Source organism: Planctomycetaceae bacterium, assembly GCA_041398785.1.
Taxonomy (GTDB): Bacteria; Planctomycetota; Planctomycetia; order Planctomycetales; family Planctomycetaceae; genus JAWKUA01.
Genome location: JAWKUA010000003.1, coordinates 359,708 through 383,207 on the forward strand (window position 1 = coordinate 359,708; position 23,500 = coordinate 383,207).

General features: G+C 58.9%; 19 protein-coding genes. 12 read left to right on the plus strand and 7 right to left on the minus strand.

Annotated features, from left to right (window positions below):
* Window positions 1-207: 207 nt before the first annotated feature.
* Window positions 208-1,077, plus strand: a complete 870-nt coding sequence (locus R3C19_05390; protein ID MEZ6059776.1) for an alpha/beta hydrolase — start codon at window positions 208-210, stop codon at window positions 1,075-1,077.
* A gap of 414 nt (window positions 1,078-1,491) precedes the next feature.
* Entirely contained in the window at window positions 1,492-3,036 is a 1,545-nt protein-coding gene (locus R3C19_05395) for a DUF4200 domain-containing protein (protein ID MEZ6059777.1), read from the plus strand.
* Window positions 3,037-3,213: 177 nt separating this feature from the next.
* Here the strand turns inward: R3C19_05395 and R3C19_05400 are convergent, their stop codons facing one another.
* Window positions 3,214-4,401: a glycine C-acetyltransferase gene (locus R3C19_05400; protein MEZ6059778.1), complete on the minus strand. Its 1,188-nt coding sequence runs from the start codon at window positions 4,399-4,401 to the stop codon at window positions 3,214-3,216.
* 31 nt (window positions 4,402-4,432) lie between these two features.
* Window positions 4,433-5,464 carry an L-threonine 3-dehydrogenase gene (tdh, locus tag R3C19_05405; GenBank protein MEZ6059779.1) on the minus strand — a complete coding sequence of 344 codons (1,032 nt, stop codon included), beginning with the start codon at window positions 5,462-5,464 and terminating at the stop codon, window positions 4,433-4,435.
* A 190-nt stretch (window positions 5,465-5,654) separates the two neighbouring features.
* On the opposite strand from tdh, the gene R3C19_05410 reads away from it, so the two are divergent.
* Window positions 5,655-6,194 (plus strand): hypothetical protein, encoded by a 540-nt coding sequence (locus tag R3C19_05410; GenBank protein MEZ6059780.1) that lies wholly within the window; start codon window positions 5,655-5,657, stop codon window positions 6,192-6,194.
* Window positions 6,195-6,315: 121 nt separating this feature from the next.
* Here the strand turns inward: R3C19_05410 and R3C19_05415 are convergent, their stop codons facing one another.
* The gene (locus R3C19_05415; protein MEZ6059781.1) at window positions 6,316-6,732 is read right to left on the minus strand and encodes a hypothetical protein; all 417 of its coding nucleotides are present in this window, start codon (window positions 6,730-6,732) and stop codon (window positions 6,316-6,318) included.
* A gap of 160 nt (window positions 6,733-6,892) precedes the next feature.
* Between R3C19_05415 and R3C19_05420 the strand changes: the two genes are divergently transcribed.
* From R3C19_05420 to dapB, 3 genes are all read left to right on the plus strand, one after another.
* Window positions 6,893-7,867: a GNAT family N-acetyltransferase gene (locus tag R3C19_05420; protein ID MEZ6059782.1), complete on the plus strand. Its 975-nt coding sequence runs from the start codon at window positions 6,893-6,895 to the stop codon at window positions 7,865-7,867.
* A 93-nt stretch (window positions 7,868-7,960) separates the two neighbouring features.
* A complete protein-coding gene (locus R3C19_05425; protein MEZ6059783.1) occupies window positions 7,961-8,545 on the plus strand; it encodes a TIGR00730 family Rossman fold protein in 585 nt (194 codons plus the stop codon).
* A gap of 80 nt (window positions 8,546-8,625) precedes the next feature.
* The gene (dapB, locus tag R3C19_05430) at window positions 8,626-9,429 is read left to right on the plus strand and encodes a 4-hydroxy-tetrahydrodipicolinate reductase (protein ID MEZ6059784.1); all 804 of its coding nucleotides are present in this window, start codon (window positions 8,626-8,628) and stop codon (window positions 9,427-9,429) included.
* Window positions 9,430-9,603: 174 nt separating this feature from the next.
* On the opposite strand, the gene R3C19_05435 is transcribed toward dapB, so the two are convergent.
* The 3 genes from R3C19_05435 to R3C19_05445 form a co-directional block, all read right to left on the minus strand.
* Window positions 9,604-11,049, minus strand: coding sequence for a sialate O-acetylesterase (locus R3C19_05435; protein ID MEZ6059785.1), 1,446 nt, complete (start codon window positions 11,047-11,049; stop codon window positions 9,604-9,606).
* Window positions 11,050-11,320: 271 nt separating this feature from the next.
* Complete coding sequence (locus R3C19_05440; GenBank protein MEZ6059786.1) at window positions 11,321-12,700, minus strand: radical SAM/SPASM domain-containing protein; 1,380 nt, start codon at window positions 12,698-12,700, stop codon at window positions 11,321-11,323.
* 282 nt (window positions 12,701-12,982) lie between these two features.
* The gene (locus R3C19_05445) at window positions 12,983-13,984 is read right to left on the minus strand and encodes a substrate-binding domain-containing protein (GenBank protein ID MEZ6059787.1); all 1,002 of its coding nucleotides are present in this window, start codon (window positions 13,982-13,984) and stop codon (window positions 12,983-12,985) included.
* Between the two features lie 229 nt (window positions 13,985-14,213).
* Here R3C19_05445 and R3C19_05450 point away from each other — a divergent pair, with 229 nt between their 5' ends.
* Together R3C19_05450 and R3C19_05455 are read left to right on the plus strand one after the other, a co-directional pair.
* A complete protein-coding gene (locus R3C19_05450) occupies window positions 14,214-15,386 on the plus strand; it encodes a VCBS repeat-containing protein (protein MEZ6059788.1) in 1,173 nt (390 codons plus the stop codon).
* A gap of 783 nt (window positions 15,387-16,169) precedes the next feature.
* Window positions 16,170-18,188, plus strand: a complete 2,019-nt coding sequence (locus R3C19_05455; GenBank protein MEZ6059789.1) for a carboxypeptidase-like regulatory domain-containing protein — start codon at window positions 16,170-16,172, stop codon at window positions 18,186-18,188.
* A gap of 83 nt (window positions 18,189-18,271) precedes the next feature.
* On the opposite strand, the gene R3C19_05460 is transcribed toward R3C19_05455, so the two are convergent.
* Complete coding sequence (locus R3C19_05460; protein ID MEZ6059790.1) at window positions 18,272-20,110, minus strand: pentapeptide repeat-containing protein; 1,839 nt, start codon at window positions 20,108-20,110, stop codon at window positions 18,272-18,274.
* A gap of 205 nt (window positions 20,111-20,315) precedes the next feature.
* Between R3C19_05460 and R3C19_05465 the strand changes: the two genes are divergently transcribed.
* The 4 genes from R3C19_05465 (at window position 20,316) to R3C19_05480 (ending at window position 23,140) form a co-directional block, all read left to right on the plus strand.
* Window positions 20,316-20,801, plus strand: a complete 486-nt coding sequence (locus tag R3C19_05465) for a peroxiredoxin (protein ID MEZ6059791.1) — start codon at window positions 20,316-20,318, stop codon at window positions 20,799-20,801.
* A gap of 290 nt (window positions 20,802-21,091) precedes the next feature.
* Window positions 21,092-21,445 carry a PadR family transcriptional regulator gene (locus R3C19_05470; GenBank protein MEZ6059792.1) on the plus strand — a complete coding sequence of 118 codons (354 nt, stop codon included), beginning with the start codon at window positions 21,092-21,094 and terminating at the stop codon, window positions 21,443-21,445.
* Window positions 21,423-22,166, plus strand: coding sequence for a hypothetical protein (locus R3C19_05475; GenBank protein ID MEZ6059793.1), 744 nt, complete (start codon window positions 21,423-21,425; stop codon window positions 22,164-22,166). The genes R3C19_05470 and R3C19_05475 overlap by 23 nt, the downstream gene beginning before the upstream one ends.
* 2 nt (window positions 22,167-22,168) lie before the next feature.
* Window positions 22,169-23,140 (plus strand): hypothetical protein, encoded by a 972-nt coding sequence (locus tag R3C19_05480; protein ID MEZ6059794.1) that lies wholly within the window; start codon window positions 22,169-22,171, stop codon window positions 23,138-23,140.
* Window positions 23,141-23,500: the final 360 nt, after the last annotated feature.

Sequence of the window (23,500 nt, forward strand, 5' to 3'; positions counted from 1 at the left end):
GGTATGAAGTGTTTTGGCGGACGAGAACCTTCGCATTACTGCACGACGGATTCCGGCGAAGGTGCGGAGGATTGATCGTCGCTGGCAGGATTCTCACAACGGCCTCTGAAAAACCGCCTCGTTGGATTGCAAGTCGCGGCCAGGATGACAACGCTTTGCCAGGCGATGAATTCCCGCAATCAGTTTCCAACTACGCGGACTGCAGCGATGAGCTTCACCATTGCGATGACGAAAATCGGAGACGTGGCTCTGTCGACGGCGTCCACACCCGCAACAGCTTCAAGTGAACCGACGCTGTTGATGCTGCACGGTGTCACGCGGCGATGGCAGACGTTTCTTCCCGTCACGGCCGCATTGGCGCAGCGATGTCGACTGATGCTGGTGGATTTGCGAGGCCACGGCGAATCGGATCGGGCGACCGGAGGCTACCGCGTCGTCAACTACGTCGATGACATTTGTGAACTGATCCACGCCTGTATTCCGGGCCCGCTGATGATTTACGGGCATTCACTGGGAGCGATGACGGCAGCCGGTGTCGCGGCCCGGCTGGGTGAGCATGTCTCCGCCCTGGTCATGGAAGATCCGCCGCTGCAGACGATGGGCACCCGCATCGGTGAAACGTCGCTGCTGAGTTATTTCACGCAGGTCGGCAAGTTCGCCGGCAGCCGACTTCCCGTCGATGTGATGGCCAGGGAACTCGCCGACACTACCTATCAGGATCCCGCAACGGGAACGTCGTTACGCATCGGAGACACCCGCGATGCGGCTCAACTGCGATTTGCCGCCAGCAGCCTGAAGCGGCTGGATCCCGCGGTGCTGGAACCGATTCTGACATCAACCTGGCTCGAAGGTTTTTCCGTCGATGACGTTTTTCAGGCTCTGAAATGCCCGGCTCTGATTCTTCACGCCGATGAAGCAGCCGGTGGAATGCTGACGAGGGCCGACGCAGAATATGTCCTGGCATTGAATGACCGGGTTCTGCGTGTGGCGTTTCCCGGTGCTCCCCATGGAATTCACTGGACGGCGACTCAGCCGCTGCTGAATGTTGTGCTGCCGTTTCTGGAGTCCGTGCGGTAGGCCGGTCAATCGATGAAGTCGGTGCGATTGCTGCAGCGGGGACATCACAAACCGCCTGCATTGACGGGCTGATCGGTCATTCTGCCGGGGAGGTCAATCTGAAATGCCCGGCCGTTCGATAAGCAGAAGAAGTCAGCATCCCGGACGCGGATTGATCCGGGCTTGACCATGCTGCGTCGGGAACGGACCTCCGGATGACGCGTCGGTATCGGTTGTTTCCACTTTGCTGAAACGTCTGCGGATGGATCGCGGGCAGGGTCAGGAACTTCTTGACTCAACTAGTCGCTCCGATAACCTTATTTCACGTCGTTTTGCCATCAAGCTGCAGAAACTCCGCCATGACGGTAGTTTCCCTGCGTTTCGCATAATCCGCTTTGTGCTGCCTTTCGGAAACATCTCCCGGGATTCAGGTCTATGGCTCAGCAGAAAAATGGCCCCGTTATCGCCCTTGCATTTTCGATGGTCCTAGCGGTCGGATTTGCCGTCGCGTGGTACATGACCATGTCCGACAACCAGGCAATGTCCGGGCAGCTTGCAAAGGCTCAGGCGGACCTGAGTGCTCGCGACACAACCGTGCGTGAACGCAACGAACAGGTGGGCTCGTTACTGGCAATCGCCGGGACACCTGGTGCGGCGGATCAGACCGACGTGGCTGCGGTCGTGACAAAGCTTCAGGAAACCGTGACAGAAGCCGCCGGTGACGGAACCAACGCTGCTCTGAACCTGGAATCCGGGCTGCTGAAGGCTGCGACAGATCGCGACCTGCAGGCCATGACCGCCACGGAACGGCTGCGAAACTTCAATGAAAAGGAAGCGGAACTGAATCGGACGATTGCTTCCAAAGATGCTGAGATCAAGGAGCACCAGGACGCCCGTCGGCGAACTGAAGAAGATCTCCGCAAAAAGGAAGTGCAGCACAGCGAAGAACTGTCCCAGTTGCAGACACAGATCGACGATCTGATTAAGGAAAAGAACGAACTCGAAAGCAACTACGCAGCGCTGCAGACTCGATACAACCGGGACACGGCCGATCTGGAGGCCGATATCACGCAAAAGCGCACGGCGCTGGTCTTCCTGCGCAAGAAGCTGTTTGAACAGGAAGACCTGAGCTTCAGCCGCGCTGACGGCATCGTGTCGTCCATCGATCGTTCGCGGAAGATCTGCTACATCAACCTGGGTGAGAGCGATGAACTGCGAATCGGCACGACGTTTTCCGTCTATCAGAAAAACAACAACGGTGTGGGCCGAAACAACACCGAGGACGTGAAAGGCAAGATTGAAGTCGTTTCAATTCTCGGCAATCACCTGGCTGAGGCGCGTATCGTTGAAGAAGACCTTATCCGGCCCGTTGCCAACGATGACCCGATCTATTCGCCGATCTTCACCAGCGGAGAGAAACTGCAAATCGCGGTGGCCGGCATGATCAACCTGGATGGCAAAGACGGCAGCGACAGTGACCGTGCCGCATTTAAGAGAATCGTGACGGGAGCCGGCGCGGATATTGCTGTGATGGTCGACAAGGAAGGCCGATTCACTGACGGTTCCGGGAAGCCGATCGCCTCCCAGGAAGCCCAGGACAGAATCACGGAACGAATCCGGTACCTGGTGATCGCGGATACCGGAGAAACCAACGACACCAACGACGCTGACCTGCAGGCGGCGTACCGTGACATCAAGAACAGCACAGCGGAACTCCGCAATCAGGCTGACAACCACGGCGTTTACGTAATCAGCCTTGGAGCATTCCTGGAACACATCGGCTACAGCCGCAAGCAGATCAGCTGGACTCCCGGACAGGAATTTCCTGGCAAACTATCCAATGGAGCCCGCAGCGGTTCGGTCGGAGCGACATTCGGCAGCAGAAACAGTTCCGCTGCGATCTCCGGACTCTACTCGAACCGTCGTCGCGGCGCTACCAGCTCCACCGGCAACAACAGCGCCGTCTTCGGCGGAAAGTAGGGGTCCGCCGACCGAACCTGCTCACTTCCGGGCCGATTCCATTCGAGCCGGCGAAGCTCTTCACGGAGCCTCGTCGGCTCGATCGCGTTTCGGCATCGTTCATGAAGCGGCCGACCTGTAATCGCGCAGAGTCGCGGCGACGACGCGCCACGCGGCAGGATTCGCGAACGGAAGTCGTCAGATCAAACCCACCTCGCGCCCCGCGTCCCGAAACGCGGCAACCGCCCGTTCCAGATGGTCTGTCGTGTGAGCCGCAGACATTTGCGTTCGGATTCGCGCTTCGCCCTTCGGAACGACCGGGAAGGAAAAGCCCACGGCGTAGATTCCGCGTTTCAGCAGGGAATCGGACAACTTCGTCGCCAGTGCGGCATCGCCGATCATGACCGGAATGATCGGATGCACGCCATCCGGGATCCGAAAACCTTCGGAAGACATCGCCTTCCGAAAGAACGCCGTATTGTCTCGCAGTCGTGTCCGCAGGCTGTCGGATTCGCTGAGCAACTGCAATGTCTTCAATGATGCCGCCGCGATGGGCGGTGCCAGCGTGTTTGAAAACAGGTAGGGTCGCGATCTTTGCCGAAGCAGATCCACGATGGGCTGTCTGGCGCTGGTGAAGCCACCGCTGGCTCCGCCAAGCGCCTTTCCCAGCGTGCCCGTGATGATGTCGACTCGGTCCATAACACCGCAGTGTTCGGGAGTGCCCCGGCCATGGTCGCCGATAAATCCAACGGCGTGAGAATCATCCACCATCACCATCGCGTCGTACCTGTCAGCGAGTTCGCAGATGTCGGCCAGGTTCGCCAGAAAGCCATCCATCGAAAACACGCCGTCGGTGGCAATCAGACGAAACCGAGCCGACCGGGATTGCTTCAACTGCTCCTCAAGGTCCGCCATATCATTGTTGCGATACCGAAACCGCTGAGCCTTACACAGGCGAATTCCGTCAATGATGCTGGCGTGGTTCAACTGATCGGAAATCACCGCATCTTCGGCGGAAAGGATGGTTTCAAACAGGCCGCCGTTCGCGTCGAAGCAGGAGCTGTACAGAATCGTGTCGTCCATCTGCAGAAATTCGCTCAGGCCGCGTTCCAGTTGCCGGTGAACTGTCTGAGTGCCGCAGATGAATCTCACCGATGCCATCCCGTAGCCCCAGCGGTCAAGCCCTTCGTGAGCTGCCCGGACGATCTCCGGATGGTCCGCCAGCCCCAGATAGTTGTTCGCGCAGAGGTTCAGCACCTGGCTGTGGTCAGCCAGCCTGATGTCAGCACTCTGTGGCGAATCAATCAGGCGTTCGGCCTTCAGCAGACCCTGCAGCCGGATCTCTTCAAGCTGTGACGAAAGATGGTCCAGGAATAAGTCCGTCATTGAAATGGCTCGCAGCAGGAACTTCCGGCGATTACGAAGATCGCCAATTCAGAATGACCTTGCCCGATTCTCCTGAACGCATGGCGTCGAATCCCTGCTGAAAATCGTTGTACGGCAGGCGATGAGTGATCACGGGGCTGATGTTCAGACCGCTTTGAAGCATCACGGTCATCTTGTACCAGGTCTCATACATCTCACGACCGTAGATGCCCTTGATCGTCAGCATGTTGAACACCACGGTATTCCAGTCGATCGCGATTTCTTCCGAAGGAATCCCCAGCATCGCGATCTTTCCGCCGTGGCACATGTTCTTCAGCATGTCACGGAACGCCGCCGGATTGCCCGACATTTCCAGCCCGACGTCGAAGCCTTCCTGCATTCCAAGTTGCCGCTGGACGTCTTCCAGTTTGGTATCGCGGACATCAACGGCCAGAGTGACGCCAAGTTCCTGCGCCAGTCGCAGGCGCCACGGGTTCACGTCGGTGATTACAACGTGGCGTGCTCCCGCGTGGCGGACGACAGCGGCGGCCATCAGACCGATTGGACCGGCACCAGTGATCAGCACGTCTTCGCCAAGGACGTCGAATGAAAGCGCCGTATGAACGGCGTTGCCGAACGGGTCAAAGATCGACGCGATATCACGATCAATGTCATCGGCATGATGCCAGACGTTGGTCATCGGCAGCGAGATGTACTCAGCAAACGCTCCGGGACGATTCACACCGATACCCTGCGTCTTCGCACAGAGGTGCCGACGACCGGCGAGGCAGTTTCGGCAGCGCCCGCAGACAACATGGCCTTCGCCGCTGACGACTTCGCCGACGTGAAAGTCCAGCACGTTGCTGCCGACCTCAACGACTTCTCCCACGAATTCGTGTCCGACAACCATCGGAACGGGAATCGTCTTTTTCGCCCACTCGTCCCATTCGTAGATATGAACGTCCGTGCCGCAGATTCCGGTCCGGTCGATCCGGATCAGAACATCGTTCAGGCCCGGTTTCGGTTCCGGCACGTCCTCAAGCCACAATCCCTTTTCTGCGTGTCGTTTTACAAGTGCCTTCATTGGAGTTTGGCTCCGGATCTTCGATACTGGTATGACCGCTTCGGCAGGAGCGTAGCAAATCCGAAGTCGACGTCATTTGTGATGGTCGGCATTTCTCAATCGCTGAACATGAATTGCCGGGACTCTGTGACACGTGATCTCTCCAGCGCCCGTATCAACCGTTTCTGAATCGAACTCAGCCAGCTCCCGGGTGGTGCTGGTACGGTATGGTTCCGTACCACAGGTTGCGCGATTCGAATGGTCATCTCAGGAACTTCCGACCACCGCAGACCGAAATAGCGAACTGAACGGCAATGACATTCGCGGGACGCGAGTTGTCGTCGAAACCAGTCGCGGGCTGGAACTCGGTGCCGTCCTGGAAAATTTGGTACCTGCAATGGCTGCCGGAAGAGTCGTGTCCGGGTCTGTTCTGCGAACCGCGAGCGACGACGATCTAGGCCGATTCCGTGAAAACGAACGCATGGCGAATCAGCAGTTTGAAGACTGGCGGAAGCGGATCGATGCATGGAATCTGCAGTTGCAGCTCATTGATCTGGAATGGACGCTGGATCGCAGCCGAATTGTGCTGTACGTGCTGAACGATCGGGGCGCGGAAACGACTCGCTTAGCGCTTTTGGCGGCTGCCGCCGGCCTGGGCATCATTCATGTCCAGTCCGTTAGCGCCGACGGAGTCATTCAGCAATCGTCAGGCTGTGGATCGGGAGGCTGCGGTTCAGGCGGCTGCTCGTGAGAATGGCGCGGACGGCGAGAACCATCGCCGTGCCAGTGGCCACGATTGCCGCGGAACATGCCGTAATCGAGTGGCTGCACGATTCCCGGTGGCGAACCGGATGGCCTGTTGCGGGGCATAGTTAGAATTCTTCGCCGCTGTCCGGCTGACTCAGCAGTCCGGCGGATGATTCGAAGAATCGTTTTCTGCGCACGGGGGCGTCGGAGGCCGCGGTCGCGTGGTCTTCAAGATCCTTCAGATTGGCCTGGCAAACGCGGCATCCCGCCGTCAGCAGGTGGAATTCCACATAGGCTGCGGCTTCGGCAGTCAGCGTTCCCAGCAGGTAACCGCCCAGCTCACTGCGGCCCGGGCAACTGAGCCGTTCGCGCTGCCAGATTTCGCCGACGGTGTGCCCGCCCTGATCGCGGTCGCGAATGATGGCGGCGATTCGGCGCTGCAGGGCGGCATCGTCGCGAAGTTGCTGTTCGAGTTGTGTCATTCGGTCGACGGGCAGCATCTCGTCCAGCCACGCCGTCAGTTCGCGGTCGGTCCAGGTCATCAAATCAATTCGACTCTTCTGTTGCGAGGGCTGAAGGACGACGAACGCGTCGTAAGTCGCATCCTGACGAAACGTCGGAATGTCTGCGACGCCAACTCTAACAACTTGCCTCAGAGAATGGCGAGCGTTAGATTCCGACGCATCCGAGTAACTTTCTGGCATGGATGATTTTGTGGTCGAGTACCGTACCTTTCACAACGCCGATCCTCCGAAAATTCTGAGACTTTGGCACGCCAGCAACCTTGGCCCCAGCGCCGCCGAAGGCTTTCCCTGCGACGTACTTGAGTTATTCGTCTTCTCGCAGCCATTCTTTGACCGTCGCGGCTGCATTCTTGCAATCGAAGACGAACGTGTGATCGGCTTTGTCCATGCGGGTTTCTCAGCGAGCCGCGCCGGCGACGCTCTGGATTTCGAAAAAGGCGTCATTGCCGCTCTGGTCGTGCATCCCGATTTTCGCCGCCGCGGCATTGCCACGGAACTCATCCGCCGCGCAGAGGGCTACCTCGCGGGAAAAGGCGCGAAGGAAGTCACGGCGGGAGGCGGGGCTGATGGAAACGGTTTCTACGTGGGGATTTATGGCGGACTGGAACCGTCCGGCTTTGCCGAATCCGCCGCTCCCTGGAGTCAGCTTTTCGAACGGCTGGGATACCAGGCCAGACCTCCCGTTGTCGTGCTGCATCGTGATCTGAACAAGGGACGTGATCCCGTCAGTTCCCGACTGCTGCGTCACCGCCGTCGGCTGAATCTGGTGATTACTGACCGGATTCCCGGGCTGAACTGGTGGTGGTACACGCGTTTCGGTCACCTTGACGCCATTCAGTTCGAATTACGCGATCGCGTGTCGAATGAAGCAGTCGCCATGGGACAAATCATCGGCCTGGACGTGTACGTGCCCAAGTGGGGCGTGCGGGCTGTAGGAATGCGGCAAATCTACGTGCCGGAGCCGTACCGCCGACAGGGCTACGGACTGTCACTTGTCCTGGAGATCACGCGGCGACTTCGCGACCAGTCTGTGCAGTTAATCGAAGCTCAGGTCGGTACCGAAAACGAACCCGCGATGGCGCTGTTCCGGGAAGCTCTGTTCGAACCGATGCAGCAGTTGGTCGCATTTCGACGGATACTCAGCGCGGATTGACAGCTTCACGTTCCGGAATCGGAACGTCAAAGACCGGTCCTGTTTCAGCGGCGACCGCTGCAGAAACGTCCGGCATTCAGAAAGTTCTACGCCATGTCAGCAATCTGCGTTTTTTGTGGTTCCAGAACTGGGCTCCATGACACGGCCGCGTCCGCGGCGGAGGAACTCGCGAGATTGCTGATTCGTCGACAGCATCGACTGGTGTACGGCGGCGGCAGCGTGGGATTGATGGGCGCGATCGCGGATGAGATGCTGAAGAACAGCGGCGACGTCATTGGCGTCATTCCCGAATCGCTGGCCAGTGTCGAACTGATGCATTCGCGAGTCGATGACATGCGCATCGTACCGGACATGCACGCCCGCAAGGCTTTGATGCACGAACTGTCCGATGCGTACATCGCGCTGCCGGGAGGATACGGCACGATGGAAGAACTGTTTGAGGTGTTGTCCTGGGCTCAACTGAAGATTCACACGCGTCCGATCGCCCTGCTGAACCTGAACGGGCTTTATGACGGCCTGATCACAACCATTGACAACATGGTCGAACAGCAGTTTCTTCCGTCAAAGTATCGTTCGCTGCTGACCGTCTGCGACACGATCGCGATGCTGGATGACTGGCTGGAGAACTGCGTCGGCGTCCGCCATGAAGACGCTTCGACGCCGGCCGGTGTGTTCTGAAACCAATGTCTGGCAGAGGCTACCGTCCGCCGCGCCGCTACTTTCAAAACGAATATCCCTTTGATTTCCGGAAATCATCGATGTCATCGAATCCACTGACGATTGCTGTCAACGGAGCCGCAGGTCGCATGGGGCAGCGCATCGTCTCGCTGACGCTGGCGGACAGCGAACTGAAACTGTCAGCCGCGCTGGAAGCCGCCGCAAGCCCGTCGCTGGGAAAGGACGCGGGCGAACTCTGCGGAGCCGGAAACTGCGGCGTCGCGGTGACTGCGGAGCTGGTTGGCAAAGCCAATGTGATGATTGACTTTTCGACGCCGGAAGGTGTCGACGGCATCATCACGGTCTGCGAAGAACGCCTGATTCCGCTCGTCCTGGCGACAACCGGTTTGTCGACGGCACAATTGCAGCGCGTCGCAAAGGTCGCACAGTCCATTCCGCTGGTGATGGCTCCCAGCATGAGTACCGCCGTCAATCTGGTGATGAAGCTGGCTTCGGATGCCGCTCGCGTGCTGAAGAATACGACCGCCGGCTGCGATGTGGAGATCATTGAACGGCATCACCGCTTCAAAGAAGATGCTCCCAGCGGCACAGCACTGCATTTCGGGAGGCTGATCGCGGAACAAATGGGCCAGACGGCACACGTCCACGGCCGTCATGGCCGCCCCGGCCCGCGGCCCCGCGATGAGATCGGCTACCACGCTTTAAGAACCGGCGACAATGTCGGCGAACACACCATCGTGTTTGGACTGCTGGGTGAAACGATCGACCTGACCGTCCGCGGCCACACGCGCGACAGCTACGCCTACGGGGCACTTGCCGCCGCAAAATTCGTCGCGAACAAGTCCGCCGGCCTGTATTCGATGGCGGACGTCCTGGGACTGTGACCGCGCTGGCCACACGTTTTTCGCACGAATCGCCCGGCAAAAAACGGACGAGCCGCGCGACGTCACCGGGCCGATCTGCATCGGCCCGGCATCCCGTCGGGCGGCTCACCAAATCCCGCGTCGCGAATCACATCTGTCGTTTTCGCACGGTCGCTGCCGACACCTTCGCGTCGGCTATTTCGCGTCGGCTGTTACGCCGGGCCAGTCGTCCGTGCGAAACGGCGTCAGCGGCAATCCTTCCGCACTCTGAACATTCACGACAGGGTTGTCCGCCCACGCATATCGCACGGCCACGGGGTTTGCGACGGAATCGTTCCAGACTTCAATCGTTTCCCTGTCGACAAGTCTTGCCGACGCCTTATGGAAGTGCCGATCTTCACCGGCCACGGTGAAGCCGATCGGTTCCTTCACGTCGAAGGTGTCCATACCGCCGCCGACGTGTGCAAACTTCAGCGTGACTTTGTTTCCGTCAACAGTCATTGAACTGTACATCGGGCTGTGGAAAGCCACGGGAATGCCATATTCGTTGGCCAGCGCCCAGCGAGCCAGCCGCTTGCCAACGTCCTGCTTGTTCCGCGGATGAATGTCGCTGGCTTCGCCGAGATTGATGATGACTGCTTCTCCCGTGTTCGGCAGTGCGGTCATCGTCATCGTCTGAGCTTCGCGAAGTTCGGCCCAGGCACTGTCACCGGGTTCTGATGCTTCTCCGTTGAAGTCAGCCAGTTGCACCCAGTAGAACGGAAAATCTCCCTGCTTCCAGTCGTCCCGCCAGGTTTGAATCATCAGCGGAAACAGGTCGCGATACTGGTAAGCACGGCCGGCATTGGATTCGCCCTGATACCAGATGGCACCGCGAATCGTGTAGCCCAGCACCGGATACAGCACGCCATTGTACAGATTCGCCGGACGGTGCTGGCCCGCCAGTTGATTCTTGTTGGCCTCCGGATCCGCTTCCATCTTCTTCCAGCGATCCAGCAGGGGAGCATACAGTTCCCTTCCCTGCAGCTTTGCGGTGGGCACCCACGCTTCCGCGGCAGAGCCTCCCCAGGAGTTGTCGATCAGTCCGACGGGGATATCCAGTGTCTCCTGCAATTGCCTGCCGAAGAAATAGCCCACGGCGGAAAAGTCCTTGACGGTATCGGGAGTCACCGCCTGCCATTCACCGCGAAAGCTGCGTTCCGGCTGCTGAGAACCGACCTGGGGCACGGTAATGATCCGCAGATTCGGATACTTCGCGGTCAGGCTTTCCAGATCAGCATCGTTCGACGCGGCGACCGGCCACTGCATATTCGACTGGCCGGAACACAGCCAGACTTCGCCGATCAGTACGTCGGCAAACGCCTTCGTTTCGTCGGCGGCCACCGACAGTGTGTGAGGACCGCCGGCTGACATCGGCGGAAGTTCCGCGTCGAACCGTCCGTCGGCATCCGCATTGACCTTCACTCCCTTCCCGCCAAGCGAGACAACAACTTCCTGATTTGCGGCGGTCCAGCCCCAGATGTGAATTGGCGAATCCCGCTGCAGGACCATGTGGTCGCTGAATACGGAACTCATCGTCAGCTCCGCGGCGGCGATGTTTGACAGACTCAGCAGCAGAGCAATGCACAGAAGCGATCTCATAGAATCTCCAGCAGACTTTCGAACAGGAATGAAGCAAGAGTTGAACTTCACAGGAATCCGTTCATTCTCGACACTGCGACGCCGCGCAGACTGACGCAACTGCGCAAGGCCGGTAGTCCGTGCAGGCATTTCCATCCGGACTGTGAACATAGCGGCGACACGGCTGGTGTGGCAACCGCACCGCGACAGATTTGTCCGGCGGCGTCCGAAACCTGCCGCCGTGCTTTTGCCGCAATTCGCCCAGCGATCCGTGCGATATCAACCGTCACGATCAGTGCTGCGACTCTGCTTTCGAGCCTGCATCAGCGGCAAGTGGAACCAGCGTTTCGGACATGCAGCAGTCTTCATGCGTCTGATGCCGCACTCCGGATCCGACACCTGTCGCTTCCACGACTGCATCGCCGCCGGAGGTCAGAAACGGAGCCGCTGACGTCGAATGATCGTGCCCGCTGTAGACACCAAAGTCATTGAACAGAAATCGCTTTGCCAGTCGATAGTACAGATTTCGTTCGGGGACTTCGTGCCCCGGATGATATTGCGATGTCCGGGGAACCATCGACTTCAGTTCCTGCAGCGCGGTCCCGCGCGCGGTTGAATCCCTGGCCTGGTGTTTTTCCACGAGCTGACTCAGCAGTTCGGGTCGTTCCAGAACGATGCAGCCGCGCGTTGTTTCCTGAGCCAGCAGTCGAAAGTCCGCCAGGTACTCCGACTGAGTAAACTTCTCAAACAGCGGTCGATCATCGTCCGTCGAATGGATGGATTCCTTCGAAAACTGCACGATCGGACACGGTTCGATATCTCCCCAGGGATTGATGTGGTGACTGATGCCATTCGCCGCGGGACAAAGCGCTTTGCCTTCTCCATCGTAGTAGGCGTCGATTATGACGATCGGTTTTCTGGCACGCATGTCGACGACAAACTCGCGGGCACGCCGCTGCTGTTCGGGAGTCAGACACAATTCGGGCATCGCGTCCGGCCCCATTGGCCGATAGACGTGAAACCAGGTGTACAGCACGCCCATTTCGATCAGCCGGTCGATCCATTCTTCGGTCAGCAGGTCGTCAATGTTCGTCCTGCACAGACTGGTGCAGACTCCCGTCATCACGTTGTGCTTCAGGCAGTTCTGAATTCCGGCCAAAGACTTGCTGTACACGTCCGACCGGCCCCGCCGTTCGTCGCTGATAATCTCATTGCCTTCGATGCTGATCAGCGGAGTCACATTTCCCAGTTCGAACAGGCGCCTCGCTTTTTCCTCCGAGATGAACTGCCCGTTCGTAAAGACCTGAAAGTAGCAGTCCGGATGAGCCGCCAGGATGTCGAACAGTTCGGGGTGCATGAACGGTTCACCGCCGACAAGTCCGAAGAAACTGTTGCCGGCGGCCTTGGCTTCGGTGATGAGCTTGTTCATCGCCGGCAGATCAATCGTCTGTTGCCTGTGAGCGACATCGACCCAGCATCCCTGGCAGCGCAGGTTGCAACTGTTGATGATCGACACATACAGGAACGGCGGAAAGAACTGTCCGCGCTTCATCCGTCGCCGGTGTTTCATGACGGAACGGCTGCCCTTGACGCCAAGATTCCAGACAAGTTTCCAAAGCAAACGCTTGTCAGTTTCCAGCAGCACGCGTTTGGCCATCTTCAACGTGTACATCGCAAGATCACCTGGTCAGAGAATTCGGCTGGCCGGGTTGTTGCACGGCCGCACTGAGTTCACATTGAGTTTCCGTCGGCATTATTTCCCGAGGCGCCGTGCATTCCCACCGTCAATGGGAATTTGCCGCAGTCGGCGTCGGTATCGCGCAGTCTGCGTCACTGAAGTACGTGTCACTGAGCGACATCGGCGCCGGTTCCTTCAGTGGTCAGCGATCGGCAGCATCGGACCGCCGGAAACACTTCGTCGCGCATCTCTCGACGGATAGCACGCCCAAAGTTGTCAATGGCCCGACGCCAGTTCCGGATCCTTCTCCGCGTCGGCTTTGTAATAGAGCTGCGACGGGATCAGGATTTCTGATTCCAGATTCGTATCGCCGGCAAAGTACTTCACGATGGAATCGATTGTCTGCACCGCCATCCGATCGGGGAACTGGATCGGATCGCAGAGGATCTTGCCTTCCAGAATCGCGCGCTTGCCATCGATGTGGCCGTCGAATCCGATAATCGTCACCTGGTCAGTCTTGCCGACGGCATCGATAGCCACCCAGGCTCCAAGTGCTGACGGGTCATTGATCGCGAAGATGGCGGCGAGATCCGGATTGGCTTCGATCATGGCCTGAGTCGCCTGTTTGCCGGCATCGCGCGTTCCTTCTCCATTCAGTTCTGAAACCAATTCGATCTTCGCATTCGGATTCGCGGCATTGTGAGCATCGACAACTTCTTTGAATCCCTGGACTCGCATCTGGCACGATTCGACGTCCGGGTAGCCCAGAATGCCGACCTGGCCTCCCGATTCGCCAAGAAGCCTGACCATGGCTTCTCCGGCAAGTCGCCCGCCCTGCAGGTTGTCAGTGGCGACATGACAGATGACCTTGCCGTCGGAACCGGCGTATTTGATGTCGTTCGTGAACACCGGAATCCCTGCGTCGTTCGCCTTCCTGATGGCCTGGCCGATCGATTGGGAATCCGCCGGATTCAGCACGATGGCGGTGACTCCCTGCACGATAAAGTTATCGATCTGGCGCGATTGTTCGTTCACGTCCTGATCCGCGGACACAACGATCACCTTGTATCCGTGAGCCGCCGCTTCTTCGGTCATCTTGTCGGCAATGACCTTGAAGAACGGGTTCGTGAGCGTCAGCGCCGAATAGCCGATGGTTCCGCGAACCTCCTCGCCGGCGGACTTCTCCGGGCCGGAATCTTCGCCGCACCCGGCAAACGTCGCGGCAATCAATGCCGTCACAATGAACAGACTTTGTCGGATTCGTTTCTGGCGAAACATTCGTGGTTGCTCCCGCTGCTTGTCGCGTATCAGAGTCGTCATCGTTTTTGAGCCCGGTGACACATCGTGCAGAACTCGCGATGCCGGTCCGCAGAATACTCGAAATGAACGCGGACAACGATCGACACGAACCGGAGCCCGCTGACTTTCGCGCCGCGTCCCTTGCAGGGGGCAGCGAACGTCGACGATGATGGCCGCGTGATGTCCCCGTTTGCCCTGGAGCACTCTCATGCACAACGCGATCACCAAAGCCGTCCGGCTGCTGCCAGTTGTCCTGGTCACGCTCAATTCCGTCGCTGCCGACGAGGCCTTTCCGGCTTTTGAAGCCAGGACAATCGACGCCAACATCGGCAATGTCTGCTATGCCGTCACCATTGCCGATGTCGACAACGATGGCCTGCGAGACATCGTGGCCGTCAGTGAAAACCGAGTGCTGTGGTATCAGAACCCGTCGTGGGAAGCCCGCGTCATCATCGAAGACCAGACGCCCCGCGACAACGTCTGCATCGCGGCTCACGACATCGACGGTGACGGCCTGGTCGACTTTGCTCTGGGAGCCGGCTGGACGAAAATCGGCACGCTGCACTGGCTGAGCCGCGGAGAATCGCTCGACGAAAAATGGACCGTGCATTCCATCGGCGAAGAATTGTGGCTGCATCGCATGAGATGGGCGGATGTGCTGAACACGGGAACTCCGCAGTTGGTGATCTCCCCGCTGAATGCTTCGGCCGGCCCGGGAGTTCGCCTGACCGCTTTCGAAATCCCGGCTGATCCCGTGAACGATCGCTGGCCGTCGACCGTGCTGGACAACACGATGAACCGCATGCACAACCACTGGCACGTCGACTTCGACGGCGACGAAGTGATCGACACTCTGACCGCCAGTCAGGAAGGAGTCTATCTGATTCGCCGCAATGCCGACGGCTGGAGTCGCACCGGCCTGGGCAAGGGCACGGAACCTGACGATCCGCCTCAGCGCGGAGCCGGTGAAGTGAAGATCGGACAGATCAAGGACGGCCCGCGATTCGTCACGTCCGTCGAACCGATGCATGGTCATCTGGTGTCCGTCTACCTGCCTCCCGCCGACGACACCGGACAACTGCAGCGCAACGTGATCGACGGCGGCTTCGTGCGAGGCCACGCGTTATGGACGGCCGATATCGACGGTGACGGCAGTGACGAAATCGTCTTCGGCCACAGCGACACACCGGATACGTTCGGAGTTATCATCTACGACGTCACGGACGCCAGCGGACAGAAATGGCAGAAACACGTGATCGATTCCGGCGGCATCGCGACCGAAGACCTGATCGTGGAAGACCTGACCGGCGACGGCTTTCCCGACATCGTCGCCGGCGGCCGAGCGACTCACAACGTCAAGCTTTACGTGCAGCGAAGGTAAAACTCGGGCTGCCTGCATGGCAGACCTTGACGTAACGAGCGGCATCGAAACAGGCCGGCGCTTCGGCGCACGATGTGACCGCGAAACCCTGTGAAGTTCGTGAGCCGGATTCAACCAGGGATGATTTGCGACTGTCCTGCCCGGCTTTTCATGGACGAGCATCCCGTTGCAACGTCCATACTGAAAAAAGAGTAAGAGATTGAAAGAAATCTCAGACAATTCGAAGTAGTGACTTTGTCTCCATCATCGGCCGCCGGTCCCGTGATCAGATCGTGGCATGTCTGAAAGCCGTAGAAGCTTTGCCTTCTAATTGTCATCCTTAGCTGGTTGACGTGGTCGTTTCCGGATCCTGTTCTCGATTCGGGCCGATCGCGGGATTTTCCGGGGCCGGGGAGACCGCTCGTCGGTGCATTGGCGGGGATGGTGGTTTTTGCAGTCGTCATGTTGCCGCATCCCAGCCGTCGGCGAATTTTGGTTCTTATGGCAGTCATCAGCGTGGCATGGTACGTTTCTGTCGCGTTCCGGAATTCGGCCTCCGGCTGGCAGTCCCGATGAATAGAGTTCATCCACATTGCGGTCCAGTTGCCGCTCGGGCTCGTCCTGGTAACGCTTTTTGGTTGGCGGAAGATTCCGAACTCAAAGCAGCACCCCGCTGACAACTCACATCCTCCCTCCGGTGCCGCAAACACGTCGTGAAGCGACCCGGTCGCAACTATCTCGCCTCGGGATAGCCCCTGACCACTTTGAATACAGGCCAAAAGGCGATTCAGGACGGGTTCCGCGATGACATTGCAGAAACTGATGATGTGCGGCATGAAAAGTGACACGGGAACTGCACTTGCACTGATCTGGTTGATATTTGTTTCATCGACCGCGTTGGCACTCGACGAAAAGACGGACGACACCGCCCTCCCATTTGAGTGGTACATTCCGGGGATCGTCGAGGATGAAGAGGGAACTCGTGTCGCCGGAGCCATCGTCGAAACGCTGCCGGCGCGGGAGCATGCTCAGTCGGCCGTGACGGACAGCAACGGCCGCTTCGTGTTCAACTTTCGTTCCGCGAGCCAGTACGGATCGCCCATGGTCGTTCGCAGCAGTGACGGCAGCCGGAAAAGCTTCGTGCCGCAGCCAGACCACTGGACTCGCAAGCTGACACGCGTTGTTCTGAAACCCGTGCGCCGGGTGTCCGTTGTTGTCGTCGACGATTCCGGCAACGTGCAGCCCGGTGCGACAATTGGTGTGGTTGCGGATATGCGGCTGCTGGACTCGGCAACGGCCGGCGATGACGGCCGGGCCGGCTTTGATCTGCCCGCCGACGCGCAAATCGACTGGGTCTTCGCCAGGCTCGCCGGCAAGGGCTTTGACTACTACGAAAATTACGACGCGTTTCCCACGCAGGAACGACTGACGCCGCCGGAGGAAATCACGCTGACTCTGAACGGCAGCCAGTCTGCCGATGTCATCGTCGTTGATTCCAAAAAGCAGCCGGTATCGGGAGTTCGTGTTACGCCGTGGATCATTCAGAAGACGGGAAAGTTGTCATACATCAATCTCAGCGGCATGCCGGACGTGGCCATTTCCGATGACTCCGGGATCGCCGCCGTACCGTGGCTTCCAATCGACTTGGCGCGGAACGTGGCGTTTATTATCCATCATCCAAAGTATCACTGTCCGCAGCCGCCGTACTTTGAAAGTGAAGCATCCGACCTGACGGCTCACGTCCTGCGCGTCGCGACGATTCGCGGCATGGTGACTCGAACCGACGGCACGCCGGTCGCGGGAGTTCATCTGCAGGGAGAAGGCCGAGGAAACACGAACAGATATTTTCGCGGCCACACGATGACTCGGAAGGACGGGACGTATGAAATCGACGTGTACCCCGACCAGTCCACGATCATCGCCGTCACGGACAATGCCCACGCGGCCGAAAGTCGCATGGACATTCTGCTAAAGGAAGGTGAATCGCTGGACGACGCGGACTTCGTCGTCAGTGAGGGAACTCTGATTCACGGCACGATCACGCTCGGCAAAGACCGCGAACCGGTTGTCGGCGATAACGCCACGCTGCTGCAGTCGTCCGGCGGAACGGATCTGGTTCGCTGGAGTTTCACCGACGAAAAGGGCCGCTATCGCTTTCGTGTCGGCCCCGGCAATTACACGCTGCGACTGCCGAATTCCGAGTCCCGGCCGGAGATCGCTGTGCGCGTCACGAATGAAGCGGAAATCGTGCATGACGGTCATTCGGATCGAAAAGACCGCGTGACTCTGACCGGTGCGGCTGTCGGTGAAGACGGTGAGCCTCTGGCTGGCTGCGAGGTCCACGGCGAATCGATCGCCGCACTCGGACACGCGGGTTTCCGCACGAAGACCGGTGCCGATGGTCGATTCAGCACAGAACGCTGGTCGGACAGAATGGTCGTGTATGCGCTGCACAGCGAAAAAGGCCTGGCTGGCTTCGTAAGGATCACAGAAGACACGGCCGACGTGACACTGACGCTGGTTCCCGCGGGAAGTGCCACCGGGCGAATCGTGGACGATCAGGGCAAGCCCGTCGCTGCCGCGCGAGTCGTGCTGAACGTCGAAGTCGATCTTCCCGAAGCAGGCAACGGCATCTCACTGACAACGTTGTCCGACGAAAACGGCAACTACTCATTCGACGGAATCGCGCTGGGATCGAGCTGCAGCATCTATGTCTATCGAAACAACGAACAGACTGCGGGACCGTCCTTCAACGTGAAGAATGCCGAAGCCATCGTGCTGGATGATGTCGTCGCGAATGAAGCTGCGAAAACGCACGAATGAACTCGCAGGCGTGGTCGGGGCGTCCCGTGCGCCTCGCGCGGAAGCTGGTCACACGTGCGAACATGCGGCGGCCGGAGCAACGTCTATTCCAGAATCGCTCCTGTGGCGACAAACTGATCTCGCTGATGCTGATCGCAGCGGGCTCCGCGCAGGTCGACTCGAAAAAAGTCGACGCCCTCGATGTCGGCACCGCGCAGATTACAACCACTCAGGTTCGCGACGCGGATGTCTTCCGGCCGGCGGTAGAGGTGGTCGTCGTTGTCAGATGTGTAGAAGCCCGTGCGAGTCCCTTCGCTGGCGATATCGCTGTGAACCAGCCCGCTGCGAGACGATCCCATGTGAAACGTGCAGCCGCGCAGGTCTGCGTTGCGCAGGTCGGCACCAGGCCAGTCGATTTCCGCCAAATACGCTCCGGTCAGATCTGCCCTGCCGAAGTCAGCACGGGGAAACGACGAGCCTGTCATCGCGGCATGACACAGCCGGCAGCCGGCGAACCTCGCATCGGCGATCCGCAGGCCCTCCAGACAACTGTGACTAAGAACAGCGCCTTCAAAGTTCGCGCCGTCAATCCGGGCATCAGAGAGGTTGATCGATACCAGCGTTGCGTCAGACAAATCGGCATTCGATAAGTCAGTGAACTGCAGAGTCGCTGCTGTCAGATTCGCACCGCTCAGATTGGCGTCGCGAAAAATGGCTTCCGTCAAGTCCGCCCGCCGCAGGTCGGAGTGCGAAAACCTGGCTGTGGCAGCGTTAGCCTTTCGCAGCTTCGCGAGCTCAAACTTGCCCAGCGAAGCGTTGGTGCCGCGAAGATCACAGTTGCGGAAATCCGCCGTCGCGGCCTGAATTCGCACCAGCAGTGCATTGCGAAGTGAAGCACCTTCGAACTGAGTTCCCACGCAGGTCGCGGCATTCAGCCGGGCATTCTTCATTTGTGCGCCGTGAAGGTCGGCAGCATCGAGTGAATATCGACGCAGGTCGATTGCGTTCCAGTCCGCCCGCGGAAGCAGAGCACCGGACAAATCAAGACGCGGACTGCCTGGCCGCCAGGTCGGATCGCACTGAAACAACAGCGACGCCAGCACCGAGTGACGCGACGAATACTTTCGAGAATTCAACGCCTTCGCGAGGAAACTGACGCCGTCGGGTTCCATCAAACGTGCGGTGAGTTCGATCAGCTCATTGAAGTTCTGCAGATTGGTCCCCGCTGGAATCCCGGAGACGCAACTGTTGTTCAAACCTGCCGCGATCTGCATGGCGCACGCAACGACGCGGGCTGCAGCGTGGCGAAACAGGCGGGCGAGTTCATCCGGCACATTTCGCGCATACTTTTTATATGAAGACAATGCGTCAACGCCGACCAGTACATTGGGCGGTGGCAGCTTTGTGATATCCGAATCCGTCAGGCGGTAGATCTCCGCCCGCAGTGCTTCTGCGATCGTGGTGATGCCGGAGTTCTCAGCCATGCGGTCGATCACTCGAGTGCTCAGCTCCGCGGAGCCATCAAGCAGTGATCGGTCTTTCGCGGCCAGCAGACGCGCGATGATCGACTGATGTTGCTGCGGATGAACGGCCAGAGCGTATTCAATGAACTCGTCGATGCCCCACGGCGCGAGTTCAAAGCGAGCGATGCGATTCGTCAGCGGCGGCGCGTGCAGATTGACTTCGACGATGATCCTGCGCTGGACGCCGGACGTTTCACTGAGTTCGCTGCGATCCATCAGGCCCACGTCGCGTTCGGCCGACAGCACAGCCAGCAGATGCAGCACGGCGGACGTCTTGCCGGATCCGGCTGGTCCGGTGATTTCGATGATTCCGGACGAACAATGCTGAAATGCGTCTCGGACAGTTTCCTCCAGCACAAGCGAATCGCCGGTCCCTTTCGAGACGAAGCGAGGTCGTACGGAGGCGAGCGACGGCTGCATGGTTCACGCCGAATGGACAGAGACGTGACGGGGACACCGGTGCAGATTCTACACATCGGTAGCGGCGGATCCCACATTTCGGCAACAATATCGCCGTCACACTCGCGCAGCCGCGTTCGGCTGTTTCCTTCACGCAGGAGAAGTTTCCATGAAGCACAGTTTTGCCATTGCGTTTGCCGGCCTGGTGCTGGCGTCAGGAGTCAACATGTCCCAGGCTGAGGAATTGAAAGTCGGCGACGCCGCGCCGGCGTTTGAACTGAAGGGCAGCGACGGGAAAACCTACAAGCTGTCCGACTTCAAGGGAAAGAAGGCCGTCGTGGTGGCCTGGTATCCCAAAGCCTTTACCGGTGGCTGAACGAAGGAATGTCTGTCGCTCCGTGCGAGCGGCGAAGCCATCCGTGAATTCAACGTGGCCTACTTCACCGCGAGTTGTGACAGCGTGGAGAAGAACACGGAGTTTGCAAAGAGTCTGGATCTGGACTACGTGATTCTCAGCGATCCGGAAAAGAACGTTGCCAAAGCCTACGGAGTCGTCCATGAAGGACGCGACGTGCCCGAACGCTGGACGTACATCATCGGTGAAGATGGCAACATCAAATTCATCGATAAGAAAGTCAAAGCCGACAGCCACGGCGAAGACATCGTACAGCAACTGGAAGAATTGAAAATCGCAAAGAAGAAACCGGAATAGAGCAACTGCTGTCCTTAGGCAATGGGGCGAACTCTGACAGTTTCTGCCCCATTGCCATCGGCTTCCGGTCGTCCCGAACGCGCTCTTCCATCGCGAAAACATGCAAGTCGGGTTCCGTTGCCGCTGCATCGGCGGACTGCTGATCCACCTGCGACTGCCCTCAAACGACGGACGCCGAACGGCGGACCGCTAACTCCCGTTGACGGTACATTGCAGTTCGAGGTATGAAACCGCCGATACATACCTTGAACCGAAAGGTATGACCCGTCGGACGGATTCAGGAAAGACGAATGCGGCGATCCAATCCGGAGTTTCTGAATGGTGTGCCGGAACTGCTGGTACTGAAACTTCTTAGCTGTCGAGCGATGTACGGATACGAAATTGTCGAAGCCATCCGGCGGGAGTCGGACCAGGTCTTCGAATTCGGCGAAGGCAGCATCTATCCGATTCTGCACCGTCTGGAAGCGGAAAAACTGCTAACCAGCCGGACGGAAACCGTGAATCAGCGGCAGCGCGTGGTCTATCGCACCACGGCAGCGGGCAAGCGCCGACTGGGCGAAATCTCCCGACGCTGGAACACGGTGGCTGAGGCAATTCGCACGATGCTGGATGGAGACAGCAATGCAGAACCTGCCGTTCTTTGATGACATCGAACTTCGGCTGCGGAAATGCCTGCCGGCTGCCTACGTCCGCCGCGTCATCGGTGAGTTGAAAGCTCATGTGGACGATGCAGCCGCTGACACCACCGATGGCCGACACGTCGCGTCGACTCACGATCCTTCAAATGTTCTGGGAAGTGTGGACGTGCTCGTGGAGGGAATCGTCACGGAATTCCGACGACAGCATCCTGCCGGCAGACACCCTTTGCTCGCGTTGTTGGCCGTTACGATGCTCGGCACACCGCTGCTGCTGACTCTGAGTGCGGTAGCCTGCATCTTTACAATTACGGATCTGCTGCCGCTCCTGGGTGTGGAGTTCCTGAATCCAAGTCTGCCGTGGACAGCGGGCTATATCGTTTGCGGCGTTTGTTTTCGTTCGGCTGTGTTTCTTCCGTTCGTCGGAGCGGCCGTGCTGATGTGCCGCACCTGGGAACATTCGGGCCGCGGACGCTGGTGGCTTGGCACAGCGCTGAGCCTGCAAGTGCTGGTGGCCGCAGTCTCGGTCGGCCAGTTGAATCTGACAGGGGACCAACCGCGCGCGACGCTTCGTTTCGATGCCGACGCGTTTTCAGCGGCGCCCGACATGAAACAATCACCGGGGCAGATCGCGGTGCCGCTGGTTGTTGCCGCCGCGGCTCTGTTGCGTCAGCGACGCGTGGCAAACAGATCAATCCTGCAGTTTTCTGCATCAACCGAAGGTGGATGACCATGAGGGAATTCCGTTCAATCACTCGAAAAATCGTGGCGCTGCTGTCGCTGGTGACGATGTCGCTCACGGGCTGTGCTCAGTTTCATTCCGGTGGCATTCGGCAATCCGCGTGGCGAGCACAGTCGGCGGAAGTGACTCAGTCCACAGACTCCGTCACACCGGCTTCGTTCCGGCGGGAATCGCCGGCGTGCGCGGAATTCGCCGGCTGCGACCCGCAGATCGAAGTCGGGCGACCGAATCGATTCATCGACGGAATCGGCTGGTTCTTTGGTATCCCGGAGAAGATCCTGCTCTGGGACAGCCGCGCCGAAAACCACTCCGTGTCACCGCAAACGATCCGGACCGTCGAACAGTATCTTGCGGACAACGGAATGCAGGATGTGAAGATTCGCGTCAACCAGTATTCACCAGGCGCCGAATGGAAGCGGCTGACGCAGAACAAAGCCGTCAGTCCTCTGTGGCGATACACGTTTGGAGCGATCTCGACGCTCGGTTACACACTTATTCCGGGGCGGCTGTTCGGCGGCGACAACTACAATCCGTATACGAACACGGTGTCGATCTACTCCGACATCCCAACGGCTGCCGTCCATGAAACCGCCTATGCCGTCGACAATTCCCGGCACAAGTATCGCGGAACCTACGGATTTGCTCAGGGCATTTCCGGGATCAATATCTGGCACGAAACTCAAGCGGCGCATCTGGCATCGGACTGGCTGCGCGACAGCGACCAGCCGTTTCTGGTTGCGGAAAACAATCGCATCATGCCGCCGTTGTATGGAATCCGCGTCGGCGGTTCGCTGGGAGAATTCGTGCCGCAGGTTCAACCTCTGGCCACCATCGGAGGCGCCGTTACCGGACACGCAGTCAGCTACTCGCGACGCACTTCCGGATCCGGTAACTCCTTTGTCGGCGGATCTGCCGACACCGGCATCAGACCAGCCGGCTACGTCAACACAAATCGTCAGTAGCCCGGCGGCGCTGTCAAAACGACGACCGGAACAACCGGACTGCTGTCAATTCCGTCACACGGGATGTCAGGCGACATTGCTTGCCGGGGCTGCTGGCTTCAGCCGACCTACCAAGGCGAGCGGCAGATGAGTCGTGACCTGCCCGCGAGCCGCACGGCGCTTGCCGCGGTTGTGCCCGCGGTGAACGGGGGCTAGCGCGCTGCGGCTGGCGGGTCGATTCTCATCTGCCGCACGCCTAAACCCGGGCGACGGCGACGGTGATCGGCAGGAACTGCCGGTCCGACAAGGGGATCGATTCGAACGTATGTGTGCGCGGCTGGTGTCCGTCGATCCTGTGACGCATCGCGTATTGACCGCTTT